The sequence below is a fragment of the Stenotrophomonas maltophilia genome, from assembly GCF_002799245.1.
Taxonomy (GTDB): Bacteria; Pseudomonadota; Gammaproteobacteria; order Xanthomonadales; family Xanthomonadaceae; genus Stenotrophomonas; species Stenotrophomonas maltophilia_S.
Genome location: NZ_NEQV01000001.1, coordinates 729,326 through 754,771 on the forward strand (window position 1 = coordinate 729,326; position 25,446 = coordinate 754,771).

22 protein-coding genes are annotated in these 25,446 nt (G+C 67.1%); 7 read left to right on the forward strand and 15 right to left on the reverse strand.

From position 1 onward, the window contains the following. Positions 1-23: 23 nt before the first annotated feature. From B9Y64_RS03500 to B9Y64_RS03530, 7 genes are all read right to left on the reverse strand, one after another. A complete protein-coding gene (locus tag B9Y64_RS03500; protein WP_100439516.1) occupies positions 24-848 on the reverse strand; it encodes a ferritin-like domain-containing protein in 825 nt (274 codons plus the stop codon). A gap of 9 nt (positions 849-857) precedes the next feature. Next, complete coding sequence (gene purF / locus B9Y64_RS03505) at positions 858-2,324, reverse strand: amidophosphoribosyltransferase (protein WP_100439517.1); 1,467 nt, start codon at positions 2,322-2,324, stop codon at positions 858-860. 30 nt (positions 2,325-2,354) lie between these two features. Next, positions 2,355-3,134, reverse strand: a complete 780-nt coding sequence (locus B9Y64_RS03510; RefSeq protein WP_100439518.1) for a CvpA family protein — start codon at positions 3,132-3,134, stop codon at positions 2,355-2,357. A 46-nt stretch (positions 3,135-3,180) separates the two neighbouring features. Next, on the reverse strand, positions 3,181-4,212 hold the full coding sequence (locus tag B9Y64_RS03515) for an SPOR domain-containing protein (protein WP_100439519.1): 1,032 nt from the start codon (positions 4,210-4,212) through the stop codon (positions 3,181-3,183). 80 nt (positions 4,213-4,292) lie between these two features. After that, positions 4,293-5,564, reverse strand: coding sequence for a bifunctional tetrahydrofolate synthase/dihydrofolate synthase (gene folC, locus B9Y64_RS03520; RefSeq protein ID WP_100439520.1), 1,272 nt, complete (start codon positions 5,562-5,564; stop codon positions 4,293-4,295). Between the two features lie 41 nt (positions 5,565-5,605). Beyond that, positions 5,606-6,250, reverse strand: a complete 645-nt coding sequence (locus B9Y64_RS03525; RefSeq protein ID WP_010483945.1) for a histidine phosphatase family protein — start codon at positions 6,248-6,250, stop codon at positions 5,606-5,608. Between the two features lie 250 nt (positions 6,251-6,500). After that, positions 6,501-8,663 carry a S46 family peptidase gene (locus B9Y64_RS03530; RefSeq protein WP_100439521.1) on the reverse strand — a complete coding sequence of 721 codons (2,163 nt, stop codon included), beginning with the start codon at positions 8,661-8,663 and terminating at the stop codon, positions 6,501-6,503. Positions 8,664-8,966: 303 nt separating this feature from the next. On the opposite strand from B9Y64_RS03530, the gene tdh reads away from it, so the two are divergent. Continuing rightward, positions 8,967-9,989: an L-threonine 3-dehydrogenase gene (gene tdh, locus B9Y64_RS03535; RefSeq protein ID WP_100439891.1), complete on the forward strand. Its 1,023-nt coding sequence runs from the start codon at positions 8,967-8,969 to the stop codon at positions 9,987-9,989. A gap of 254 nt (positions 9,990-10,243) precedes the next feature. Here the strand turns inward: tdh and B9Y64_RS03540 are convergent, their stop codons facing one another. Next, positions 10,244-10,936 carry a TorF family putative porin gene (locus B9Y64_RS03540; protein WP_100439522.1) on the reverse strand — a complete coding sequence of 231 codons (693 nt, stop codon included), beginning with the start codon at positions 10,934-10,936 and terminating at the stop codon, positions 10,244-10,246. Positions 10,937-11,141: 205 nt separating this feature from the next. Here B9Y64_RS03540 and kbl point away from each other — a divergent pair, with 205 nt between their 5' ends. Then, positions 11,142-12,350 carry a glycine C-acetyltransferase gene (kbl, locus tag B9Y64_RS03545; RefSeq protein WP_100439523.1) on the forward strand — a complete coding sequence of 403 codons (1,209 nt, stop codon included), beginning with the start codon at positions 11,142-11,144 and terminating at the stop codon, positions 12,348-12,350. 125 nt (positions 12,351-12,475) lie between these two features. Here kbl and B9Y64_RS03550 read toward each other — a convergent pair whose 3' ends face one another. From B9Y64_RS03550 to B9Y64_RS03565, 4 genes are all read right to left on the reverse strand, one after another. Next, positions 12,476-12,811 (reverse strand): hypothetical protein, encoded by a 336-nt coding sequence (locus tag B9Y64_RS03550; protein ID WP_100439524.1) that lies wholly within the window; start codon positions 12,809-12,811, stop codon positions 12,476-12,478. Between the two features lie 84 nt (positions 12,812-12,895). After that, the gene (locus B9Y64_RS03555; RefSeq protein WP_238379834.1) at positions 12,896-13,702 is read right to left on the reverse strand and encodes a pseudouridine synthase; all 807 of its coding nucleotides are present in this window, start codon (positions 13,700-13,702) and stop codon (positions 12,896-12,898) included. A gap of 20 nt (positions 13,703-13,722) precedes the next feature. Beyond that, positions 13,723-14,229 carry a hypothetical protein gene (locus tag B9Y64_RS03560; RefSeq protein ID WP_049463430.1) on the reverse strand — a complete coding sequence of 169 codons (507 nt, stop codon included), beginning with the start codon at positions 14,227-14,229 and terminating at the stop codon, positions 13,723-13,725. A gap of 218 nt (positions 14,230-14,447) precedes the next feature. Further along, positions 14,448-15,539 (reverse strand): OmpA family protein, encoded by a 1,092-nt coding sequence (locus B9Y64_RS03565; RefSeq protein ID WP_100439526.1) that lies wholly within the window; start codon positions 15,537-15,539, stop codon positions 14,448-14,450. Positions 15,540-15,896: 357 nt separating this feature from the next. Between B9Y64_RS03565 and B9Y64_RS03570 the strand changes: the two genes are divergently transcribed. The 5 genes from B9Y64_RS03570 to B9Y64_RS03590 all read left to right on the forward strand — a co-directional run bounded on the left by B9Y64_RS03570 (position 15,897) and on the right by B9Y64_RS03590 (position 21,310). After that, positions 15,897-16,916: a zinc-binding alcohol dehydrogenase family protein gene (locus B9Y64_RS03570; protein ID WP_100439527.1), complete on the forward strand. Its 1,020-nt coding sequence runs from the start codon at positions 15,897-15,899 to the stop codon at positions 16,914-16,916. 175 nt (positions 16,917-17,091) lie between these two features. Next, positions 17,092-17,721: a YczE/YyaS/YitT family protein gene (locus B9Y64_RS03575; protein WP_100439528.1), complete on the forward strand. Its 630-nt coding sequence runs from the start codon at positions 17,092-17,094 to the stop codon at positions 17,719-17,721. A gap of 106 nt (positions 17,722-17,827) precedes the next feature. Next, a complete protein-coding gene (locus B9Y64_RS03580) occupies positions 17,828-19,858 on the forward strand; it encodes an NADPH-dependent 2,4-dienoyl-CoA reductase (RefSeq protein ID WP_100439529.1) in 2,031 nt (676 codons plus the stop codon). A 297-nt stretch (positions 19,859-20,155) separates the two neighbouring features. Next, the gene (locus B9Y64_RS03585) at positions 20,156-20,614 is read left to right on the forward strand and encodes a cell wall hydrolase (protein ID WP_004154513.1); all 459 of its coding nucleotides are present in this window, start codon (positions 20,156-20,158) and stop codon (positions 20,612-20,614) included. Positions 20,615-20,698: 84 nt separating this feature from the next. Continuing rightward, positions 20,699-21,310, forward strand: coding sequence for a glutathione S-transferase N-terminal domain-containing protein (locus tag B9Y64_RS03590; protein ID WP_100439530.1), 612 nt, complete (start codon positions 20,699-20,701; stop codon positions 21,308-21,310). Between the two features lie 71 nt (positions 21,311-21,381). Here the strand turns inward: B9Y64_RS03590 and B9Y64_RS03595 are convergent, their stop codons facing one another. From B9Y64_RS03595 to prpE, 3 genes are all read right to left on the reverse strand, one after another. After that, positions 21,382-22,437 carry a suppressor of fused domain protein gene (locus B9Y64_RS03595; RefSeq protein ID WP_100439531.1) on the reverse strand — a complete coding sequence of 352 codons (1,056 nt, stop codon included), beginning with the start codon at positions 22,435-22,437 and terminating at the stop codon, positions 21,382-21,384. Positions 22,438-22,483: 46 nt separating this feature from the next. Then, the gene (locus B9Y64_RS03600) at positions 22,484-22,987 is read right to left on the reverse strand and encodes a hypothetical protein (protein WP_100439532.1); all 504 of its coding nucleotides are present in this window, start codon (positions 22,985-22,987) and stop codon (positions 22,484-22,486) included. 191 nt (positions 22,988-23,178) lie between these two features. Continuing rightward, positions 23,179-25,059 (reverse strand): propionate--CoA ligase, encoded by a 1,881-nt coding sequence (gene prpE / locus B9Y64_RS03605; RefSeq protein WP_100439533.1) that lies wholly within the window; start codon positions 25,057-25,059, stop codon positions 23,179-23,181. Positions 25,060-25,446: the final 387 nt, after the last annotated feature.

Sequence of the window (25,446 nt, forward strand, 5' to 3'; positions counted from 1 at the left end):
TAATTCCCTCCGTCCCCTTTTTCTCAACCGGCCTGTTCGACCAGGTTGGCGAGTTCGTCCGCGTCAAAGCCGGCCAGCAGGCGCGCTTCGATGTTGAATGGCCCGTGCAGGTAGCCACCGGCGTATTCCACCAGCAGCTCCTTGAATCGCGCGCGCGGTTCGACACCAGCCCGGTCGCAGTACCAGCGGTACCAGCGCGAGCCGGCGGCAACATGCGCCACTTCCTCGCGCAGGATCACTTCCAGCACATCGGCGGTTTCGCCATCACCGACATTGCGCAGCTTTTCGATCATGCCTGGGGTGACGTCCAGGCCGCGCGCCTCCAGCACGCGCGGTACCAGCGCCATGCGTGCCAGGCCATCATGCGCGGTCTTTTCGCACATTTCCCACAGGCCGTTGTGCGCGGGGAAATCGGCGTAGTCGTGGCCATGCGCCTGCAGGCGCTCGCGCAGCAGCATGAAGTGCCGCGATTCATCGTCGGCACAGCTGACCCAGTCGGCATGGAACGCCGGCGGCAGGCCGCGGAAGCGGTACACCGCATCCCAGGCCAGGTCGATCGCATTGAGTTCGATGTGGGCGATGGCGTGGATGAAGGCCGCTCGCCCTTCCACGCCACCCAGTCCGCGCCGCGGCACTTCGCGCGGATGCACCAGCACCAGCCGTGCCGGCCGGCCGGGCATGCGGATCGATTCCGGCGGCGGCGCATCGGCGGCCACCTTCAGGCGACCGGCACGGAACGCGGCGGCATACGCCTGGGTCAGCGCGACCTTGCGCAGCGGGTCGGCTTCGGCCAGGCACTGCTGCGCGGCGCGCAGCAGGTCACCTTCAACGTCGAGCACCGCAACCACGCCTGTGCCTCAGGCGCGGCGCTTGTGCTTGGCGTCGTCCGAACGCAGCTGCTGGATGCGCTCGAAGTAGCCCGGCTCGATACCCGTCGGGTAGTGGCCGTTGAAGCAGGACGAATCGAAGCTGCGCAGCGCCGGGTTGCCCTCGCTCACCGCCGCTTCCATGTCTTCCAGGTCCTGGTAGATCAGCCAGTCGCAGCCCAGGTGGGCCTCGATCTCTTCCACCGTGCGGTTGTGCGCGACCAGCTCTTCGGCCGCCGGCATGTCGATGCCGTAGATGTTCGGGTAGCGCACCGGCGGCGCAGCGCTGGCCAGGTAGACCTTGCGCGCGCCCGCATCACGGGCCATCTGCACGATCTGCTGGCTGGTGGTGCCTCGCACGATCGAATCGTCCACCAGCAGCACCACGCGGTTGCGGAACTCCAGGTGGATCGGGTTGAGCTTGCGGCGCACCGACTTCACGCGTTCGCCCTGGCCCGGCATGATGAAGGTGCGGCCGATGTAGCGGTTCTTGATGAAGCCTTCGCGGTACTTCACCCCCAGCACGTTGGAGATCTCCAGCGCGGCATCGCGCGAGGTATCCGGGATCGGGATGATGGTGTCGATGTCGTGGTCCGGGCGCAGGCGCAGGATCTTCTCGCCCAGCTTGATGCCCATGCGCATGCGCGCCTTGTGCACCGAGACGTTGTCGATCATCGAGTCCGGGCGCGCGAAGTACACGTACTCGAAGATGCACGGGGTGTGCTCGGCCGGCTCGGCGCAGATCTCCGAGAACAGCTCGCCGCGCGCGGTGATCACCAGCGCTTCACCCGGCTGCACGTCACGCACGCGCTGGAAGCCCAGCACGTCCAGCGCGGCCGACTCGGACGCCACGATGTACTCATCGCCTTCGGCATGGCTGCGCTTGCCCAGTACCAGCGGGCGGATGCCATGCGGGTCGCGGAAGGCAACCAGGCCCAGGCCCAGCACCACGCTGACCACCGCATAGCCGCCCTTGCAGCGGCGGTGCACGCCGGCCACCGCGCGGATCGCGGCTTCCGGGCTGAGCTGGCGCTGCTGTTCCAGTTCGTAGGCGAACACGTTCAGCAGCACTTCGCTGTCCGAATCGGTGTTGACGTTGCGGCGATCCTGTTCGAACACCTGCTGGCGCAGCGCCTCGGTGTTGATCAGGTTGCCGTTGTGGGCCAGCGCGATGCCGTACGGCGAGTTCACGTAGAACGGCTGCGCTTCGTCCATGCCTTCCGAACCTGCCGTCGGGTAGCGCACGTGCGCGATGCCGACGCTGCCTTCCAGGGTCGACATGGTGCGGGCGTCGAAGACATCGCGGACCAGGCCGGTGGCCTTCTGCACGCGCAGGCGGCTGCCACTGGCGGTCGCGATGCCTGCCGCGTCCTGGCCACGGTGCTGGAGAACGGTCAAGCCGTCATACAACTGCCCGGCGACGTTCTGGTTGCCGACGATTCCGACGATGCCACACATGGTGCGAGGTCTCCGCTGGGCTGTGCCCAGTTACAAGGAAGGTGGCCGTACCTGGCCGCGGTGGTCGCCGCGCCTGCGGTCGACATTGGCCGGATCGCCCGGCTCGATACTGTCTGGCAGTGCTGGGGCGTCCGGGCGCACTTCGGCCGGATCGTATGCGTCGCCCTGTTCCGCTTTCGCGGGCCGCAGCCATCCGCCGCCCGCCACTACCTGGTTGAGGATGCCATTATCGCCTGCCGCGCCCGGCTTTCCCAAATCGGCGCCTGCGTTCTTCCCCAACTCCATCAATGCAGATGGGGACAGCATGTCGGTCGGCAAGGTCTTGGGCAGCAGATCGGCGCCCGGCACCTGCCAGTGCGGCAGCTTCCCGTTCATCCAGGCCACGGCGGGGTTCAGTACCGGGCGGACCGCCGAGCGCTTCCAGGAGGGTTCGGCGGTCAGCGGGGTGAAGCCGGCCAGCAGCACCAGGATCGCGGCGATCAGGCCGCCACGCACGGCTCCCAGTACACCGCCCAGCAAGCGGTCCAGGCTGGTCAGCATGCTGCGGTGGATCATCGCCTTGATGACCATGCCGATCACCGCGACCACGATCATCACGCCGATGCCCACGCCCAGGTAGCCGCCGACGAAGTGCTCGCCGCCAGGCGCGGCCGGGGCCGCCCACCAGCGCGCCGCATCGTTGCCGAAGGCGAAGGCCGCCCACGCGGCCAGCAACCACGACAGCGTGCCGATGACGATTCCAACAAAGCCACGCAGCATCCCGAGCAGGGTCGAGGCGGCGATCACGATCAGCAGCACCACGTCGATCATGGCGCCCCGCTCCTTCGGCGGCGCTGGCAACGGGCCTGCGCGTTGGTCATGGGTGCGGTCGGACCATACCGGCAACGCCGACCTTGGCAGCGACCTGCGCCTTCAGCTGCTCGGCGTCAGCCCGGTTGGCCACCGGTCCGACGCGGACGCGATGCAGGGTGCCCTTTTCGGTGCGCACCTGCTCGACGAAGGCACTGAAGCCGGCAGCCCGGACCTTGTCGCGCAGTGCGTTGGCATCATTGGCCTGGCCGAACGCACCCAGCTGCACGGCGAAGCCGACGCCACTGGCCGCCGGTGCGGCCGGCGTGGCCGGCGCCGTCGCCGGCTTGCTGGCGGTGGCCTCCGGCTTCGGCTCGGGCTTGGCTTCCGGCTTCGGGGCCTCGGGCTTCGGCGCTGGCTTGGCGGCCGGCGTGGTGGCCGCGGTCGGCGAGCTCGGCGGCAGGCTTTCGCTGCGCACCGGGTTGCTGGTGGCCGACGGTGTGGTGGCCGCCGTCGGGACGCTGGCCGCCGGCGCTGGCGTGGCGGCGACCGCCGCACTGCTGCCCGTCGCCGCATCCAGGGTAATGACTTCGGCCTTCACATCGGCGCGGATCTTCACCGCCTGCAGACGGGCGGCCTCGGCCTGGGCACGGTCGGCATACGGCCCGACGCGCACACGCCATGCCTGGCGCCCGCTGATGGTGGTCGTTTCGGCGAAGCCCGGCAGCTGGGAGCGCTGCAGGTAGGCGATCACCGCATCGGCGTCGGCCTTGCTGCCGTATGCGCCGAAAGTGACCGCGTAGTTGCCGGCGGCAACCGCCGGGGAGGTGTCCACGGTCGGCGGCGTGGCTGGCGCGGCCGCCTCCTGCAGCGGCTTGGCCTGCCCGCTCTGCAGGCCGGTGGCTCCGCCGGCCGGAGCAACCAGGGGCAGCTCACGGGTTTCGAACTGGCCGTCGGCCGGTGCATCCGGCGCGGCGATCGGCACCGAGGCCACACCACTGTCAGGTGCAGGTCCCTTGACCAGCATCGGCAGGAAAATCACGGCCAGTGCGACCAGCACGATGGCACCAATCAGACGCTGTTTCAGAGGCGTATCCACGTGAGGCGGCAACTGTCCGGAGGTTGCGGTCGATTATACGGGTGCCGGACCGGACGGCGTCGGCATTGGCTGAACGTGGATCAGGCGCGGACCTGCAACCATTGCAGGGCCGCGGCGGCAGTATGGAAGGAGCCGAACACCAGTACGCGGTCGCCGCGCCCGGCCTGGGCCAGTACCTGCGCCAGTGCCTGTTCGACGGAGTCGGCCAGCTGCGCACTGGCGGCGACGGTCCCGGCCAGGCGTGCCTGCAGCTGGGCGGCGCTCTGCCCGCGCGGGCCGTCCAGGCCGGCCAGCGTCCACTCGCCGACCACCTCCTGCAATGCCTGCACCACGCCCACCGCGTCCTTGTCCTGCAGCGCCGCGTACACGGCCAGGGTACGTCCGGCCGACGCTTCGGCCTTCAGCGCGCGCGCCAGCTGGCCCGCCGCCTGTGGGTTGTGCCCGACGTCGACGCGGACCTGCACACCGTCACGCTCGAACGCCTGCAGGCGGCCAGAGATGCGCGCCGCGGCAATACCCGCAGCCCACGCCGCACGCGGCACCGGCTTGTCCAGCGCGCGCAGCGCGGCGATGGCGGCACCGGCATTGGCCAGCTGGATCGGGCCGGCCAGCGCCGGTGCCGGCAGTTCCATGCGCAGGCCGACGTCGCGCCAGCGCCAACGCTGGGCATCGATCGGCTCGTAGAAATAATCGCTGCCACCACGGATCGCATTGGCACCCACCAGGTAGGCACGCGCGAGCACGCTCGACGGCGGATCGGTCTCGCCCAGGATCACCGGCTTCCAGCCACGGATGATGCCGGCCTTCTCGGCGCCGATCGCTTCGCGGTCCTCGCCCAGCCACTCGGCATGGTCGATGTCCACGGTAGTGATCACCGCCACGTCGGCATCGATGATGTTGACCGCATCCAGTCGACCGCCCAGGCCCACTTCCAGTACCGCCAGGTCCAGCCCGGCATCGGCGAACAGCTGCAGCGCGGCCAGCGTGCCGTACTCGAAATAGGTCAGCGTGGTCTCGCCACGCGCGGCCTCGACCGCATTGAACGCAGCGACCAGCGCCGCATCGTCCACGTCCTGGCCATCGATGCGCACGCGCTCGTTGTAGCGCAGCAGGTGCGGCGACGTGTAGGCGCCGACCTTCCAACCGGCAGCACGGCCGATGGCCTCGATGAAGGCCACGGTGGAGCCCTTGCCATTGGTGCCACCGACCACGATGGTGCGCTGGGCCGGCGTACCCAGGCCCATCGCCGTGGCCACGGCGCGCACGCGCTCCAGGCCCATATCGATGGTCGCCGGGTGCTGGCGTTCAATGTAGTCCAGCCAGTCGGCCAGGGTGGTCGGGGTGTTCGTCACGGCAGCGGTTCCAGCAGAAGCAGTTGATGCGAGGGGATGGATCAGAGTGCGCGGTGCTTGGCTTCGCCGAAGAACGGCGTGTGGTGGGCACAGTCGTTCAGGCGCACCACTTCCAGGCTGTCCAGGTCGGCGCCTTCGAGCAGGTTGAGCGTGGTCGGCGCCTGGCGGAAGGTCCACAGGCGGGAAATCGGCAGGCCCAGCACCTTGCACAGGATCACGCGGTTCACCGCGTCATGGGCCACCACCAGCAGCGTGTCGTGCTCGCCGAGGCCTTCGGTGGCACGGGCCAGGCCGCGCCAGCTGCGCTCCAGCACCAGGCGCAGCGATTCGCCGCCGGGCATCAGCACGGTATCCGGCTCCTCGCGCCAGGCCTGCAGGCGCGACGGATCCTTCTCGTTGATTTCGCTGGCCAGCAGGCCTTCCCATTCGCCGTGGGCGATTTCCTGCAGCTCCGGCTCGGTCAGCAGCATGTCGGCACGGGCGGCGCCAAGCGCCAGCTGCGCGGTGCGCTGCGCGCGCGACAGCGGCGAGGCGACGGCACGGGTGATGTCCACCGAGGCCAGCCGGGCACCCAGTGCCTGGGCCTGGGCTTCACCGATCGGCGAAAGCGGGATGTCGATCTGGCCCTGGTAGCGGCCTTCGGCGTTCCACGGCGTTTCGCCGTGGCGGGCAAGCAGGATGCGCATGCGTGCAAGGGGTCCTGGGGGGAGGAGGTTTCCGCGTTTCGTTCACATCCTGTGAAGTACGCGGAACAGGGATGATACCTGTTCGGCGTACCCGGCCGGGCCGGGCATGAAAAAACCCCGCGACCGAAGTCGCGGGGTTTCGGAATTTCCGGCCATCGGCGCGAGGTTGCCGGCCAGCGGCCGGCACCCCCGTCCGGTACAAGCAGTAGATCCACGCCATGCGTGGATGAACCGCCTGGGACCGCGAACCTTACTTGGCCAGGTTCAGTTCCTTCAGCAGCTGCGGCGCCGGCGCCACTTCCTGCATGATCCACTGCACGTAGCGGCTGTCGACGGCGATCATGCGGGTCATCACCGGATCGAACACCCAGTTGGAGCTGACCGATTCCCAGTTGCCGTCGAACGCCAGGCCGACCAGCTTGCCATTGGCGTCCAGCACCGGCGAACCCGAATTGCCGCCGGTGATGTCCAGGTTGGACAGGAAGTTCACCGGCACCGAACCAATGCGCTTGTCTTCCAGGCCGCCGTAACGCTTGGCCTTGACCGCATCGAGCAGCGCCTTCGGCGAATCGAACGGATCTTCACCGGTTTCCTTGGCCACCACGCCTTCCAGGGTGGTGAACGGGGTGTACTTCACGCCATCCTTGCCATAGCCCATGACGTTGCCGAAGGTGATGCGCAGCGACAGGTTGGCGTCCGGATAGACGAACTCACCCTGGCTCTTCTTGTAGTCGGCCACGGCCTGCAGATACAGCGGGCGGGCGGTCAGCGATTCGCCTTCGCGGATCTTCTTCTGCTCTTCCTGCTTCAACAGTGCCGGCATGACCGCCACGGCGTACTGGATGGCCGGATCGCTGCTGGCTTCAAATGCGGCACGGTCGGCCTTGAACCACTTCAGGCGGTTGTCCAGGCTGCCCAGTCCGGTGCCGCCCAGCTTGGCCACCAGCGACTTCACCGCAGCGGCATCGCTGCCGGCCAGCCACTTGTTCAGTACTTCGTTGTCGCGCTGCGCGGCCGGCAGGGCCACGTACTGGTCCAGCCAGTAGGCCTGCAGCTGCTGGTCCATCTTCGCCACGTAACGACGATCCATCTGCTTCAGGCCACCTTCGATGGTGGTCAGGTCACGCTCCTGGTAACCGGCTTCGCGCTCGGCATCGGGCTTGCTGCGCTCGATCGACAGGCGGTACAGGGTGATCGCCGCGGCAACGGCCGAGGTGTTGTTGAACTGGCCCACGAACAGGTCGCGTTCGCGGGTCGACCTGCTGGTATCCAGATGCTTGAGCAGCTGCGCGTGTGCCGCCAGGGCCGGCTTGCCGGCAGCGCCCTGCTTCTTCAGCCATGCCAGCACGGCGGCTTCTTCGGCCTGCTTCTGGCCGGCGGCGTCGATGCGCTTGAAGCCTTCCAGCTGGCCCAGGTAGTTCTTGGCCACGTTGTTCATGCTGGCGGCGGTGGCCGCGTACTTCACCTTGACGTCGGCGTCGGCCTTGCCGGCGTCGGCGATCATCTTCAGCACCGCGTTGTAGTGCTTGGCGATGGTCGGGTAGGTGAAGCTGGCGGTTTCGTTGAACTCGCCGGCCAGGGCATAGCGGTTGGTGCGGCCCGGGTAGCCGGCCACCATCACGAAGTCGTCGGCGCCCAGCGGCTGGTCGGCGAACTTCAGGAAGTGCTTGGGCTGGTACGGCACGTTGTCGGCGGCGAAGGCGGCCGGCTTGCCGTCCTTGCCGACGTAGGCGCGGTAGAACGAGAAATCGCCGGTGTGGCGCGGCCACATCCAGTTGTCGACGTCGCCGCCGAACTTGCCGACGCTGCCCGGGGGCGCGTAGACCAGGCGCACGTCCTTGATTTCCATGTTGCGGAACAGGCGGTAGGTGTTGCCGCCGGAGAAGCTGTACAGGCGGCAGCGGAAGCCGGCATCGGCTTCACAGGCGGCGACCTGGGCCTTGTCGAAGGCGTCCAGCGCGCGGCTGCGGGCCAGCGGGTCGTTGCCGGCGCCGGCAATGGCGGCCTTGGCCTGGGCGGTGACGTCGGTGATCTGGTCGAGCACGAACACGCGGGCGTTCGGGCCGGCGCTCAGTTCATCCTTCAGGGTCGGCGCGTTGAAGCCGTCCTTGATCAGGTTCTTCTGCGCGGTCGAATTCAGCTGGATGGCGCCATAAGCGCAGTGGTGGTTGGTGACCACCAGACCCTGCGGCGAGACGAAGCTGGCGGTGCAGCCACCCAGCGCAACCACCGCGCCCATCGGGTCGCCGGTCAGGTTGGCCAGCTGTTCCGGGGACAGCTTCAGGCCGGCCTTCTGCAGCGGCCCGGCGATTTCCGGCAGCTGCTGCGGCACCCACATGCCTTCTGCGGCATGGGCGACCTGGACCAGCCCAAGGCTGGCGACGATGGAGAATGCAAGCAGGTTCGAGCGCATGGAGCGGCCCCTGGTAGTGGAACCCTCGATTGTAGCCCGCTGCCCTGCCCCGGCCCGAACCCCGGAAGTCATGGGCCGGGCCCCGATGCCCCGGTAGCTGCCAACCTCGGTTGGCACCCACGCATCCGCCGGGCATGGCCTGGCGAGCGCAACGTCTCCACCGCGCGCCGCCGTTCGAAACGCCCGCCTGCGCCCAGCTTTCGTTCCACCACTGCACCCGCAGCGCAACATGGGAAATCCGCGCGGCACCCTATAATCCGCGCTTTCCCCCTGATGAGTTCCACCCCGATGGCGCAGCAAACGATGAAGGCCCTGGTCAAGCGCGAAGCGGCCAAGGGCATCTGGCTGGAAGAAGTTCCGGTTCCGACCCCGGGCCCGAACGAGGTCCTGATCAAGCTGGAGAAGACCGCGATCTGCGGTACCGACCTGCACATCTACCTGTGGGACGAGTGGAGCCAGCGCACGATCAAGCCGGGCCTGACCATCGGCCATGAATTTGTCGGCCGCATTGCCGGAATCGGCCCGGGCGTGACCGGCTACGAGATCGGCCAGCGCGTCTCGGCCGAAGGCCATATCGTCTGCGGTCATTGCCGCAATTGCCGTGGCGGCCGCCCGCACCTGTGCCCGAACACTGTCGGCATCGGCGTCAACGTCAACGGTGCCTTTGCCGAATACATGGTGATGCCGGCCAGCAACCTGTGGCCGATTCCGGACCAGATCCCGTCGGAACTGGCCGCCTTCTTCGACCCGTACGGCAACGCTGCGCACTGCGCACTGGAATTCGACGTGATCGGTGAAGACGTGCTGATCACCGGCGCGGGCCCGATCGGCATCATCGCCGCCGGCATCTGCAAGCACATCGGTGCGCGCAACGTGGTGGTGACCGACGTCAACGACTTCCGCCTGAAGCTGGCCGCCGACATGGGCGCCACCCGCGTGGTCAACGTCGCCAACCAGTCGCTGAAGGACGTGATGAAGGAACTGCACATGGAGGGCTTCGACGTGGGCCTGGAAATGAGCGGCAACCCGCGCGCGTTCAATGACATGCTCGACTGCATGTACCACGGTGGCAAGATCGCCATGCTGGGCATCATGCCCAAGGGCGCCGGCTGCGACTGGGACAAGATCATCTTCAAGGGCCTGACCGTGCAGGGCATCTATGGCCGCAAGATGTACGAGACCTGGTACAAGATGACCCAGCTGGTGCTGTCCGGTTTCCCGCTCGGCAAGGTGATGACCCACCAGCTGCCGATCGACGACTTCCAGAAGGGCTTCGACCTGATGGAAGAAGGCAAGGCCGGCAAGGTCGTGCTCAGCTGGAATTGACCCGAAGGGTCAATTCCCCGCATGTTTCCTTATCCCCGCGCCGTTATGCCCGCCGTCCATGGCGGGCACCCTGCGGGCCGCCGCTTCGCGACGTTGGGAATCGCTCCTGCGATTCCCTGCGGCGCGCCCGCTTGAACAACAAGGGGGCTCTTCCCCAGATGGGATCGAGAACACCGCGGAATTGAAAAAGGCGCCCGATGGGCGCCTTTTTCCTAAAGCGTGCCAGGCAAGCCTGGCACCTACCGAAGCAAAAGTTATTTGCCTACGGCCACGGTCAGCAGCACGCGGCTGTGGGCCAGCTTGCCGGAGTTTTCGCGACCGTTGCTGTCGGTGCCGTAGTAGCCCAGGCCGACGTTGAACAGGCCGAACTGGCGGCTGACGCCGACGTTCCAGTCGGTGTAGTTCTTGGCCAGGCCCTTCTCGAAGCGGCTGCGGCCGACATTGGCGTTGAGGGTGAATTCCTGCGGCAGGCCCCACTGGCCGCCGACACCGTAGTACCAGCCGTCGGTGCCGCTGTTCCACTGGTCATTGGTGTAGGCCACGGTCAGCTTGTAGGTCTCATCCAGCGTGGTCGTGGTGACCAGCTCGTTGTAGTTCTGGTCGCTGCCACCGATGTAGGTGTAGCGGTTCAGCAGCACGTCGAAGTTGACACGCGGGGTGACGTCCACGCCATAGCCGATCTGGTAGTCGATCTCGGTGTTCGGGTCGCCCGGACCGAAGTCCACGCCCGAACCCCAGACACCGGCGTACAGGCCCACCGGCGAGGTGTAGGTGAAGCCTGCCTGCAGGGTCGGCTTCTCGTCGGTCTGCGACACGCCACGGAACAGGTAGTCCGACACCGCGGTGACGTTCCAGCTGTACGGCGATTCGTTGTCCTGGGCACTGGCCGCGAACGGCGCAAGGGTCAGGGCGGCGGCAATGGCGAGGCAGGCACGGGCATGCTTCATGAGCGTCTCCGGTGGGGGCGGTGGCGTGGAAGGCGGGGAGCGGGCGTTTCAGCCGGAACGGGACAGCTCCGGTTCACGAATTCTTAACCAATTTGCTATTGCGATGCAACATGTGCCGGCCGTGGCGATGCCCCATCCGGGCCGGTTGGCAAGCGGCGATGCCCGGTAGAATCAGCGGTTTCCCGTTCAGAGCCGTGCCCACGCCATGACCGACGCCTCCTCCGCCCTGACCCGCCACTACGCCGAGGAACTGGACGCCATCCGCGCCCAGGGCCTGTTCAAGTCCGAGCGGATCATCACCAGCCCGCAGTCGGCCGAGATCACCCTCGACGATGGCCGCAAGGTGCTGAATTTCTGTGCCAACAACTACCTGGGCCTGGCCGACCATCCGGACCTGATCCAGGCCGCCAAGGACGCACTGGATACCCACGGCTTCGGCATGGCCTCGGTGCGCTTCATCTGCGGCACCCAGGACCTGCACAAGCAGCTGGAGAAGCAGATCGCCGACTTCTTCGGCAAGCAGGACACCATCCTGTACGCGGCCTGTTTCGACGCCAACGGCGGCCTGTTCGAGCCACTGCTCGGCGAGAACGACGCGATCATTTCCGATGCGCTGAACCACGCCTCGATCATCGACGGCGTGCGCCTGTGCAAGGCCAAGCGCTTCCGCTATGCCAACTGTGACATGGCCGACCTGGAAGCCCAGCTGCAGGCTGCCGATGCCGCCGGCTGCAAGACCAAGCTGATCACCACCGACGGCGTGTTCTCGATGGACGGGTTCATCGCGCCGCTGGACGAGATCACCGCGCTGGCGAAGAAGTACAACGCCCTGGTGCACATCGATGAGTGCCACGCCACCGGCTTCCTCGGCGCCACCGGCCGCGGCTCGGCCGAGGTCAAGGGTGTGCTGGAGAAGATCGACATCATCACCGGCACCCTGGGCAAGGCCATGGGCGGCGCACTGGGCGGCTTCACCTGCGCCAGCGCTGAAGTGATCGAACTGCTGCGCCAGCGCTCGCGCCCGTACCTGTTCTCCAACTCGCTGCCGCCGCACGTCGTGGCCGCCGGCATCAAGGCATTCGAAATGCTGGCTGCCGCCGACGACCTGCGCAGCACCCTGGCCGGGAACACCGCCTACTTCCGCGAAAAGATGACCGCCGCCGGTTTCGACGTGAAGCCGGGCGTGCATCCGATCAGCCCGGTGATGCTGTATGACGCGCCGCTGGCGCAGAAGTTCGCCGAGCGCCTGCTCGAAGAGGGCATCTACGCCATCGGCTTCTTCTTCCCGGTGGTGCCCAAGGGCCAGGCCCGCATCCGCACCCAGATCAGCGCCGCGCACAGCCGCGAGCACCTGGACCGCGCGATCGACGCCTTCACCCGCATCGGCGTCGAGCTGGGCGTGATCAAGGCCTGATCGCACCGGGGTCGGATCCCTTTCCTGCGGAAAGGGCTCTGACCCCACCGGTCAAAGCGTGCCGACCAAGGTCGGCACCTACCGGGGCTTGATGGCGCGCCGACCAGGGTCGGCGCCCACAGGCGTCACTTCTTTTTCTTCTTGCCCTTCGGCTCGTCCTTGCTGGCCACCACCACCGGCTTGGCAGCAGCGTCCTGGGCGTTGCCCTTGGCAACGCGGATGCCGTTGGCCTTCATCCAGGCATCGAACTCATCGGCGGTCATCTTCTTGTCGCCGTTGCTCATCAGGAAGCGGTAACTGCCGCGACCATCCAGCTCCGGGGTCTTCACTTCCACCACCGGGGTCTCGGCAGGCGTTTCCGCCTTGGCCATCTTCTTGTGGCCGCCACAGGCGGTCAGCAGCACCATCGGCAGCAGCAGGCCTGCGCAGCGCAGGGTTTGATTGAGGGTCGGGTGGTACATGGCAGGCTCCGTTCGGGAATTTCGACAGCCAGGCGCCCCCTACGCCTGGAACGGTGGCCGGCAGCCGCCGGCCGCGGGCGGTGATCAGCCCGGTGCAGCGGCCCCCAGCCGCTGCTGGTCGCTGACCTCCAGAACCCGCCACTGGCCCTTGCCGAGATCGCCGAGCACCAGCCCACCGATCGCGACCCGGACCAGGCGCAGCACCTGCAGGTCGAAGGCCGCCAAAAGGCGGCGGATATGGCGGTTGCGGCCCTCGTCGAGGACGACCTCCAGCCATGCGGTCTTGTCGCCGCTGCGCAGCACGCGCACGGCCTGCGCGGCGAGGAACTCGCCCTCGTCCTCCACGCCGGCCTGCAGTGCCGCCAGGGTGGCGTCATCGGGCAGGCCATCCACCTGCACGTGGTAGGTCTTGTCCGGCCCGGTCTGAGGGTCGGTCAGGCGCGCTGCCCATTGCGGATCGTTGCTGAACAGCAACAGCCCTTCGCTGGCCTTGTCCAGGCGCCCGACCGGCGCGATCCACGGCAGGCCGGCACCATCAAAGCAGCGATACACGGTGTCGCGGCCACGCTCGTCCTGCGCCGTGGTCACCACGCCACGCGGCTTGTTGAGCATCAGGTACAGGCGCTGCGGCGCCCCCATCGGCTGGCCATCGACCTCGATCGGCGGGTGCGGGCTGGCGATCGGGAACTCGGGATCGCGAACAATGCGGCCAGACACGCTTACACGGCCCTCGGCAATCCAGCGCGCGGCCTCGCTGCGCGAGCACACACCGGCCTTGGACAGCACGCGCGCCAGGCCATGGCGCACGCCACTGGAGGCATTCGGAGCCGCACGCCCACGCGATGCGTGGGAGCGGGCAGCGGGGGCGGCAGGTGGGCGGCGCGTGCGCAAGCCTCTGCTCCCCGCGATGCTTACTTCTTGTCGACCGGCTTGGTCTCAGCCGGTGCTTCGGCCGGAGCCGGAATGGCGGCCGGAGCCGGACGCGCCTTGACCACGCGCACACCGCGCGCCTTCATCCAGGCATCGAATTCTTCGGCGGTCATGCGCTTGCCGTTCTGGCTCATGTCGAAGCGCCACGGCGTGTTGTCGAACTCGGTCTGCGGCTTGTAGGCCGCCGGATCGTTCGGCTTCACCGCCGGCGCGCTCGGGATCGCCTTGGCGATGTTCTGGCAGCCATCAATGCGCAGGCGCTGCAGCACCTGGTCCAGCGACTGCGACGGATCGTAGTTGCTGCTCAGCACGCCGGCCGGCATGCCCAGCTGGTTGCCACGGATGTACAGCTCGTCAGCCACCGGTGCGATGGTCGTGGCCGGCAGCGGCAGCGGCGATGCGCTGGTGTTGACCGAGCAATCGACCGCAGCGTGGGCGGCGGGAACCAGGGCCAGCGCCAGGACGGCGGCCGATGCAGAGCGCAGCATGAGGGACATCCACGGAAGGAAGTGACGCGGCGAGTTTAGCAATGCCGCGTCAGCTTTCAAGCGCCACTTTCAATGAATACGGCAACTCATTGGTTTTACGGACAAAATCCCGACGAACGGTTGTCCTCGCGCATGAAAAGCCGGGTTCCCGGCCGCAGAAACAACAAGACCCGGCCGAAGCCGGGTCCTGCTGTGTCTTACAGGCAGAGCGTCAGAACTTAGTTCTGGACGTTCAGCTCGGTACGACGGTTCTTGGCGCGACCTTCCGGGTTGTCCGAACCATCCGGGTTGGTGTTCGGAGCAATCGGACGGCTCTTGCCGTAGCCAACCGGACCGATCAGGCGACCGGCGTCGACGCCGTTCTTGGTCAGGTAGTTGTACACGGCGGTAGCACGACGCTCCGACAGCTTCTGGTTGTAAGCGTCGGTACCCTTCGAGTCGGTGTGACCGGCAACTTCAACGCGCAGATCCGGGTAACGCTTCAGGATCTCGGTGGCTTCGCCCAGGATCGCCACGGCGTCCGGACGCAGGTTCGACTTGTCGAAGTCGAAGTTGACGCCCTTCAGGTCGATGGAGACCGGAACCGGGCAGCCGTCCGGACCGATGGTCTGACCCGGCTGCGAGTTCGGGCACTTGTCGTCGCAGTTGTTGACGCCGTCACCGTCGTCATCCAGGTCGGCGCAGCTCGGGGCAACCGGAGCCGGAGCCGGAGCAGCCGCGACCGGAGCCGGGCCCAGCGGGATCACGACGCCGACCGAAGCCAGCACGTCGCCGAACCAGCTTTCGTTCTTGGCGGCGATGCTCTGGTCGTCGAAGTCAGCGCGGTAGGCCACTTCGGCGCGGACAGCAACACGCTTCTCGAAGGTGGTCTGCAGGCCGACGCCCAGCTTGGCGGCAACGTTGCCGTCCTTACGCTTGCGCGGACCGTTGTTGTCCAGGGCAGCGTACTGCTCTTCCGACTTCTGGTAGCCCAGGCCACCAACGATGTACGGGTTCCAGCCGCGGCCTTCCTTGATGAAGTGGCGACGCAGGTCCAGCGAGACGCCGTACTGCGACCAGTTCAGGTCCTGGTTGCTGTCGAAGTTCGGGTTCTGGTAGTTCAGCTCACCGTCCAGCGACCAGTTCGGGCTGATGAACTTGCCCAGGCCCAGGGTCACGAACGGAGCGTCATTGGTCAGACGGTCGCTGTCCTGGAAGTTGAAGCCGGCCGAACCGGTCAGGTACCAGCGGTCATCGAACTCCTGCGCCGAAGCTGCCTGGGCAAAAGCCAGGCCGCCCAGCAGCGCGGCAGTAAGGATCTTCTTGTTCATTGAGTACAGCTCCTATTTCGGGGGTATGAAACCGGTAGAGGCATGGGCCAGCACTAGTGCGTCGATGTACGACAGCCGATTCAGCACGCCACCGCCGCGAACATTATGCTCAGGCGGGTGAAGGCCATGTTAACAGTCCCGTAACATGTGAAGTGTTGCGCCCGACCGGCCACCGGTCCGACGTTGAAACCCTATACAGGATGATGAAAATCCGCAAGACCCACACGCTGCAAGGGTTTGACGGGGTTTAAGCGCGAAAAACGACATACTGCGCAACGCGTTGCATCACACGGTTCAGCACGTTTGCGGAAACGTGAGGAACCTTATGATGGGATCACGAACCCAGCCGGAGCCGTGATGAAAGCCGTCGCCCTGAGTCGTGAATACGCACCTGCCCTGCGTGATGTCCTGCTGCCGCCGCCGCTGCCTCCTCGCGGCCGCGACCTGCTGGTCCGGATCGAAGCGGTGTCGGTCAACCCCGTCGACGGCAAGCAGCGCGCCGCCACCGATCCGGCCACCCTGGAGGTTCCCCGGGTGCTCGGCTGGGACGCAGCCGGCGTGGTCGAAGCCATCGGTGACGAGGCCATCCTGTTCGCCTCCGGTGACGAGGTCTACTTCGCCGGCGACGTCACCCGACCGGGCTGCAACGCCCAGTACCAGTGGGTGGACGAGCGCCTGGTCGCGCGCAAGCCGACCACCCTCGATTTCGCTGAAGCAGCCGCGCTGCCGCTGACCACCCTCACCGCCTGGGAACTGCTGTTCCAGCGCATGCCACTGCAGCTGGATGACCGCCGCCATGTCGGCCAGCACCTGCTGGTGATCGGTGGCGCCGGTGGCGTCGGCTCGATGGCGATCCAGCTGGCCCGCCATGCCGGTTTCGAGGTGATCGCCACCGCCTCGCGCGAGGCCTCGATCGGCTGGTGCCGGCAGATGGGGGCCACGCACGTGATCGACCATCGGCAGCCGCTGCAGCCCCAGTTGCAGGCACTGGGCATCGATGCGGTGCAGGTTGCGCTCAATCTGGCCGACACCGACCACTACTGGGATGAGCTGGGCCAGCTGCTGGCACCGCAGGGACATGTCGGCCTGATCGTCGAGCCGCGTGGCGCGCTGCGCATCGGCGATCCCTACAAGGCCAAGTGCATCGGCATCCACTGGGAATTCATGTTCGCGCGCTCGCGCTTCGCCACCGCCGACCGCATCGAGCAGCACCGCATCCTCAGCCGTGCCGCCAGCATGATCGATGCCGGCCAGCTGCGTGGCACTCTCAGTGAGACGCTGGGCACGATCAATGCGGCCAACCTGGACATCGCGCATCAGCGCCTGGCCAGCGGGCGCACCGTGGGCAAGCTGGCGCTGGCGGGCTGGGACGACTGAGGCGTCATGGAGAGCCGAGCACGGGCTCGGCTGGCGGCGTAAAGCAAAACAGCCGAGCGTGGGCTCGGCTCTGCGGATCCCGCCTGTGCGAGCGGATTGGCCGGCATCTGTATCTATGGATGCGACAGAAACAGGGATACGGTGGAAACAGATCCCCCACTCCCCCAGGACTGCCATGCCCACCGCCCTGCCCCTGCGCCTGCTGCAACTGATCACCGGCCTGTTCCTGTACGGCTTCGGCGCCTCGCTGATGATCCGTGCCGCCATCGGCGTGGCGCCCTGGGATGTGCTGTCGCAGGGCATCGCCGCGCAGAGCCCGCTGTCGTTCGGACTGGCGACCAATGTCATCGGTGCACTGGTGCTGTTGCTGTGGTGGCCGCTGCGGCAGAAGCCAGGCGTCGGCACCGTGCTCAACGTGATGCTGATCGGCCCCTCCGCGCAGTTCGGGCTGTGGCTGCTGCCACCGGCCGTCGGCCTCGGCTGGCAGCTGGCGATGTTCTGTGCCGGCATGCTGCTGGTCGCGCTGGCCACCGGCCTGTACATCGGCGCCCGCCTCGGTCCGGGGCCCCGCGATGGCCTGATGACCGGCCTGCATGCCCGCACGGGCTGGCCGATCTGGAAAGTGCGCAGCCTGATCGAAGGCAGCGTATTGCTGCTGGGCTGGTGGCTGGGCGGCAATGTCGGCCTCGGCACCCTCGCCTTCGCGCTGCTGATCGGCCCGCTGTGCGGGATGACGCTGGGCTGGTTCGGGATTGGCCGCCCCCCGGTCGTACCCGCCGCTGGCCGGCAACCGCAATCACCCTGAGCTGGCTGGAATGCCGGCCAGCGGCCGGCACTACCCACCAGGCGGCCCTTGCCCCGGCCGCCGTTTCGCGGCACGCTTCGCGCTTCCGTACGCAAGCGTATCGACCATGTCGCCAGCCAACGAAAGCGCCTATCCCCATCTGTTCGCCCCGCTGGACCTGGGCTTCACCCAGCTGCGCAACCGCGTATTGATGGGCTCGATGCACACCGGCCTGGAAGATCGCGCCCGCGACTTCCCGCGGCTGGCGGCCTACTTCGCCGAGCGCGCCGAGGGCGGCGTCGGCCTGATCGTCACCGGCGGCTTCGCACCGAACGTGGTCGGCTGGCTGAAGCCATTCGGCGGCAAGCTGTCCTGGCCCTGGGAAGTACGGCCGCACCGCCAGCTCACCGCTGCCGCGCACCAGCACGGCGCGAAGATCTGCCTGCAGCTGCTGCATGCCGGCCGCTATGCCTACCACCCCTTGTCGGTGGCACCGTCGAAGCTGAAGGCACCGATCAACCCGTTTACCCCGCGTGCGTTGTCAGCCGGCGGCGTCGAACGCCATATCGCCGACTACGCACGCAGCGCGAAGCTGGCCCGCGAAGCCGGCTACGACGGCGTGGAAGTAATGGGCTCGGAGGGCTACCTCATCAACGAGTTCATCGCCCCGCGCACCAACAAGCGCACTGATGCCTGGGGCGGTGACGCACGCCAGCGCATGCGCTTCGCGGTCGAGATCGTGCGCCGTATCCGCGAGGCCTGTGGCCCCGACTTCATCATCATCTACCGCCTGTCGCTGGTCGATCTGGTGGAAGACGGCAGCAACTGGGACGAGATCGTGCAGCAGGCTCAGGCGATCGAGGCGGCCGGTGCGACGATCATCAACTCCGGCATCGGCTGGCATGAAGCGCGCATCCCGACCATTGCCACCTCGGTGCCGCGCGCCGCGTTCGCCGGCGTCACCGCCAAGCTCAAGCCGCATGTGAAGGTGCCGCTGGTGGCGACCAACCGCATCAACATGCCCGACGTCGCCGAGCGCATCCTCGCCGATGGCGGCGCCGACATGGTGTCGCTGGCCCGCCCGCTGCTGGCCGACCCGCAGTGGCCGAACAAGGCCCGTGCCGGCCGCGCCGAGGCGATCAACACCTGCATCGCCTGCAACCAGGCCTGCCTGGACCATGTGTTCGAGAACAAGCTGGCCAGCTGCCTGGTCAATCCGCGCGCCGCACACGAGACCGAGCTGGTCTATCGCCCCACCGCCGCACCGAAGAAGGTGGCCGTGGTCGGTGCCGGCCCGGCGGGTCTGGCCTGCGCCACGGTGGCCGCCGAACGTGGCCACCAGGTCACCCTGTTCGATGCCGGCGACGAAATCGGCGGCCAGTTCAACGTGGCCAAGCGCATCCCGGGCAAGGAAGAGTTCCACGAGACCCTGCGCTATTTCCGCCACAAGCTGGCTGAGACCGGCGTGCAGCTGCGCCTGGGCACCCGTGCCGATGCCACCCAGCTGGCCGGCTTCGACGAGGTGGTGCTGGCCACCGGCATCACCCCGCGCAAGGTCGATTTCCCAGGTGCCGACCACGCCAAGGTGGTCAGCTACCTGGACGTGCTGCTGGGCCGGGTCGAAGTGGGCACCAATGCGGCGATCATCGGCGCCGGGGGCATCGGCTTCGATGTCGGCGAATTCCTCAGCCACGCGGGGGAGTCACCCTCCCTCGACCCGCAGCGCTGGATGGCCGAATGGGGCGTGGACAGCAGCTTCCAGGCCCGTGGCTCGCTGGCCAGGCCCGAGGTTGAGGCGTCGCCGCGCCGGCTGTGGCTGCTGCAGCGCAGCCCGGGCAAGCCGGGCGCGCGACTGGGCAAGACCACCGGCTGGATCCATCGCGCCACGCTGAAGGCCAAGGGCGTGCGCATGCTCGGTGGCGTCGAGTACCTCGGTGTGGACGACGAGGGCCTGCGCATCCGCGTGGACGGCAGCGAACAGCTGTTGCCGGTCGACCATGTGGTGATCTGCGCCGGGCAGGAACCGAACCGCGTGCTGCAGGCTGAACTGCAGGCAGCCGGCATCAACGCGCAGCTGATCGGTGGTGCCGATGTGGCCGCCGAACTCGATGCAAAACGCGCCATCGACCAGGGCAGCCGGGTCGCCGCTGCGCTCTGATGAGCGCCTGAATGGGGGGCGGAATGTGATTTCCGTCACCCCCGTTGAACCTGAATGTCAAGCCGGGCGGTTCACGATGCGTTCGGCTATCCCCCCCTACCTTGCGCCATCTTTCCGCTCACCAGCCAGTTTCCGGTGAGCCGGCGCAGCCCCCACGATCGGTACTGATCGTTTCTTTTGGGGCTGCCCACGGGGCGGCCCCGATGGCCGCCTCCCCATGACGCCAAGTCGTACCCCGCTTCCTGTCGCCCCGCGGCCGGAACCGGAGAGTGCGGCCCATACGGAGCAAGGAGTTATATGAAACTGGCCTGGATTCTCTGGCTGTCGCAGTTGTTGCCACAGCCGGCCGCTGATTCACTGTGTTTGAGCACCACCGTATACCTGGAAGCCCGCGACCAGACCCTGCGCGGCCAGCAGGCCGTCGCCGAGGTTGCACTGCGCCGTCTCGACAGTGGCCTGTGGGGCGACTCGATGTGCCAGGTGGTCACCGCACGCAAGCAGTTCGCGCCGACCATCGTCTCCCCCGGCACCCAGCTGGGCAACGACGCAGCCTGGAGCGAGGCGATGAACGTGGCCTTCGACGCCGAGCGCAACTGGGCGCTGCCGGCCGGCGAGCGCCGCGAGATCGTGCCCGGTGCCAGCCACTTCGCTGCGCTGTCCATCGCCAGCCCGAACTGGCGCAATGCCTACCAGGTGGCCACCATCGGCGATCACACCTTCTATAAGGTGCAGAATCTCAAACCGCGGCAGTCGTAACGATCCGTGCTGGCGGCAGCGTTGCCGCCCGCCGGCAGGCTCTGGGATAGTGGGCGTTTCCCGCCCGCATCACCTGGAGTTCCCATGAAGCTGTACAGCAAGCCCGGTGCCTGTTCCACCGCCGACCACATCGCCCTGCAGTGGACCGGCCAGCCGTTCGAGGTTGAACTGCTGAACAAGGACACCCTGAAGGGTCCGGAATTCCTCAAGATCAATCCGGCCGGCGCCGTTCCCGCGCTGGTCGACGGCGACTTCGTGCTGCTGCAGAACGCCGCGATCATGGGCTACATCGCCGACAGTTTCCCGCAGGCCGGCCTCGGCGGCGATGGCAGTCCGCGCCAGCGCGCCGAAGCCACCCGCTGGCTGGCCTTCGTCAATTCCGACGTGCATCCGGCCTTCTCGCCGCTGTTCTCGCCGGGCAAGTTCATTGCCGACGAAGGCCAGTTCGACGCGATCCGCGCTGCCGCGCACAAGCGCCTGCGCGGCCTGTTCGAGACCGCCGACAAGCAGCTGGCCGACAAGCCCTGGCTGGCCGGCTTCCGCAGCTTCGCCGACCCGTACTTCTACATCACCCTGCGCTGGGCCGCTGGCACCAAGGTCGACCTGTCCGGCCTGGACAACCTGGCCGCCTACAAGGCGCGCATGGACGCCGATGCCGGCGTGCAGGCCGCACTGAAGGCTGAAGGCCTGGCCTGACGCCCTGAACGGCGGGGCCGGATCCGCCTGCACGGCAGGCGGCTCTGGCCCCACCGGCTCCATCGGCCTGGTCAGCCGATCTGGCGGATCACTTCACCCTTGGCATCGCGCAGGTAGGTCGGTACCACCTCGATGCGCAGCGCCCCCGCCAACGGGTAGACCCCGCGCTCCGCGCGCACCCCTGCCAGCGCCTGCAGGCCCGTCTCGTCCAATGCCCAGCGCGCGCTGTCGGCCGATAGCTTGCCGGTTTCACCGCGCGCGGCCGGAATGAATTCCCACTGCCGCTCGCGGCTGGCCAGTTCCAGCGATTTGCCGTGCCGCAGGCGCAGCGGCAGCAGCTCGCACACGCTGGCCACCTGGCCGGCGCCGAGCACCAGCGTGGTGACGCCCGCCTCCTGCCGCCAGTCCAGCGTCTCGATGAACAACATGCCGGTGCTGGAGCCCTCCTGCTCGCTGCCGGCCTTCACCTGTGCAGACAGCGCCGGATCCTCCAGCAGGTTGCCGCGGTGCAGGTCGCTGATCCACAGCGGCATCGCCGGCTGCAGTGCCTGCAGCACGCCGCGTGTCGACCAGCGCTTGACCGCCTCCATCTCCTCATCGGTCAGCCCGACCAGCTGCAGGAACTGCAGGTTGCCATTGGCGGTGTCGCGCGCCGGCAACTGCGGGTCGGCAATGAAGGCCAGATGGCACAGCCGCGTGCCGGTCTCCAGCGCGATCGGGCCGTTGGCGTTGAGGTGGTGGCCATCCTCGAACACGTTGCCACTGCCGAACACATAGCGCGCCAGGTTCTGCAGCAGGTTCATCGGCCACACTGGCGGCGTGCTGCCGGCGTGCTCACCGGCTTCGGCAGCGAGACGGAAGGTCAGCTCGAAACCATAGCCGCTGGCGGCGGCATCACTGCTCTCCTTGGCGTACAGCTCGGAGAAGCCGTAGGTGATGTAGTGCCAATGCGGTACCGGCGCATCTGCCCAGTACACGCTGATGCCATCCAGCGGATCCTGGCCCCCGAGCGTGTAGGGAAGCGCGGTGCCATAGTGACGCGGCTCCTGCCCGGCATACAGCGGCGCCAGCGCCGCATTGATCGCGTCCCAGCCAGGGGTGTCGGTGTCGTCGTGGTCGTCCTGCACGCGGGACTCCTTGTGGGGAAGTGAACCGATCACTTTACGCGGTGGCTCAGGCCTGCACGACCTCATTGCCAGCGTTCGCCACCGCCGACCGGGTTTCCTGCCACCAGCGCTGGGCCAGCGCCGGGCTGCGCGCCTTGGCCACCGCCGCCAGCAGTTCCGGGCACAGGCGTTCCAGCGCCAGCGCATCGGTGCAGCGTTCGATCTTCAACTGCATGAAGTAGCCCTTCAGCCCCAGATGGCGGCGCACCGCCTCGCTCATTGCGTCGTACAACTGCTGGTACAGCGCCGGGTCCTGCTCGCGCCCAGTGCTGATGCCATGCACCGGCGCCACCTCTGCGCTTCCGCCGATCACTTCGATCAGGCCCTGCGCGGCCAGCTGCTCCAGTGCATCGGGTGGTGCGCGCAGGCCTTCGAACAGGCCGCGCAGTTCGGTGTCATCGCGATGGCCGTCGACCATCAGCAGGATCGAACGCAGAGCCGCCGGCAGGCGCCGGCCACGGTCTTCGATTTCCTGACGGCCAGCAGCCGTCTTGGCGTGCAGCAATGCCATTGCCTCCCCCTCCCTCGATGCGCCATGCCGGCGCGCCCTGGCGGGCACGCTCCCCTGGGGCCGAGCTTAGCGCACCGGTTGCAGGGAGGAAGCTGCGGTGCAGCAACGTCCTCTTCTTTAGAGCCGAGCCCATGCTCGGCTGCTTTGGCAAAGCATGCAGAGCCGAGCATGGGCTCGGCTGCAGAAGCCGATCAGCGGCCCAGCGCCCGGCGGATCTCCTCCAGCGCGCTGGGGTCGTCCAGCGTCGACAGGTCACCCGGATCGCGCTGTTCGGCCAACGCCTGCAACGAGCGCCGCAGCAGCTTGCCCGAACGGGTCTTGGGCAGTGCGTTGACCACGTGCACGTGCGCCGGGCGCGCCACCGCGCCGAGCGAGGTGGTCACCGTGGCCATCATCTCGGCCACCACCGGCGCCGGATCCTCGCCATCCAGCCCCTGCTTGAGGGTGACGAACACCAGCGGCACCTGCCCCTTCAACTCATCCTTGACCCCGATCACGGCGGCCTCGGCCACCCGCGGGTGACTGGAAATGGCCTCCTCGATCTCGCGTGTGCCCAGGCGGTGCCCGGCCACGTTGATCACATCGTCGGTGCGGCCGAGGATGAAGGTGTAGCCATCGTCGTCGCGGATCGCCCAGTCCAGCGAGCTGTACAGCAATTCCTTGAAGTGGCTGAAGTAGCTCTGCAGGAAACGGTTGTCGTCGTTCCACACCGTGCTCATGCAGCCCGGCGGCAACGGCGGCGATACCACCAGCACACCTTTCTGCCCCGGTGCCACTTCCTCGCCGGTGTTCTCGTCGATCACCTTCATCCGGTAACCGAGGTTGGGGAAGCCCGGCGAACCGAAGCGCACCGGTTTCATCTCCAGGCCCGGCAGCAGGGTCAGTGCCGGCCAGCCGGTTTCGGTCTGCCAGTAGTTGTCGATGATCGGCTTGCCCAGCGCTTCGCTGATCCAGTGCGCAGTTGGTTCGTCCAGCGGCTCACCGGCCAGGAACAGGTACTTCAGCGCACGCAGGTCGTGGCGATGGATGAAGTCCGCATCGTGCTTTTTCAGCACCCGGATCGCGGTGGGTGAAGAGAACATGGTGCGCACGTTGTACTGCTCGCACAGCGCCCACCAGATGCCCGGGTCCGGATTCGTCGGCAGCCCTTCGTACAGCAGTGAAGTGCAGCCGCCGATCAACGGGCCGTACACGTTGTAGGAATGGCCCACCGCCCAGCCGACATCGGAGGTGGAGAACATCACCTGCCCCGGCCTGCAGTCGAACACGGTCTCCATCGACTGGGCCATCGCCACCGCGTAGCCCCCCACGTCGCGCTGCACGCCCTTCGGCTTGCCGGTGGTGCCGGAGGTGTACAGCAGGTAGCTCGGTTCGCTCGCTTCCAGCCATTGCACCGGCACATCGACTTCACCCACCTGCGCTCGCAGTTTGGCGTACTCCACATCGCGGCCCGGCACGCGAGGTTCGGCGGCATCCAGTCCGCGTGACACGATCAGCACATGCGGTGGCGGCGAAGCTGCTTCAGCGCAGGCCGCGTCGACCATCGGCTTGTATGGAATCAGCTTGCCACCGCGCATGCCGGCATCGGCCGCGATCAGCAGCTTGGGCTTGGCGTCGTCGATGCGCAGCGCCAGGTTGTGCGCGGCAAAGCCACCGAACACCACCGAGTGCACCGCGCCGATGCGCGCGCAGGCCAGCATCGCGAACACGGCTTCGGCCATGTTCGGCATGTAGATCACCACGCGATCGCCATGACCAACGCCGAGATGCTTGAGCACGGCGGCGAAATCGTTCACTTCGCGATACAGCTGGCGGTAGGTGATCTCGCGGGTACTGCTGGTCTCGGTGGAAATGGCCACCAGCGCGAGCTGGTCGGCGCGCTCGGCCAGGTGGCGATCGACGGCGTTGTAGCAGAGATTGGTTTCACCACCGACGAACCAGCGCCGGAACGGCGGGGTGCTGTAATCGAGCACCTTCTGCGGCGGCTTGTGCCAATGGATGCGCTTGGCTTCCTCGCCCCAGAAGGCCTCCGGCTCGTCGATCGAGCGACGGTAGGTTTCCTCGTAGTTCATGACGCAGCCCTCCCAGACAAAGTCATGGGTTCGAGCATAGTCCGGGGCTGGCGCGCGGGCCGCCCTACCTTGGTAGGGGGGTGGGTTTGTTCTGCAGGGCTTGCAGCCCTGCACCTGCAGAATCAACGTCAACGTCAACGTCAAAAGCTGGGCTGCCGAGGGATGGCGGGGGGGGTCCGGTTGCGGGGGACGTCGCAACCGGACCCACCCCGCCTTCGACAGGTTCCCGCGATCTGTCGGAACGGCTTATGGGGTCAGATCCGTTTTCCTGCGGAAAACGGATCTGACCCCGAATTTCATTCGATATCTGACAGATGTGTCGACCAAGGTCGACACCTACCAACAGCCGCGCGGAACAATGGCCGCAGTTACCAACAGCCGCAGAAA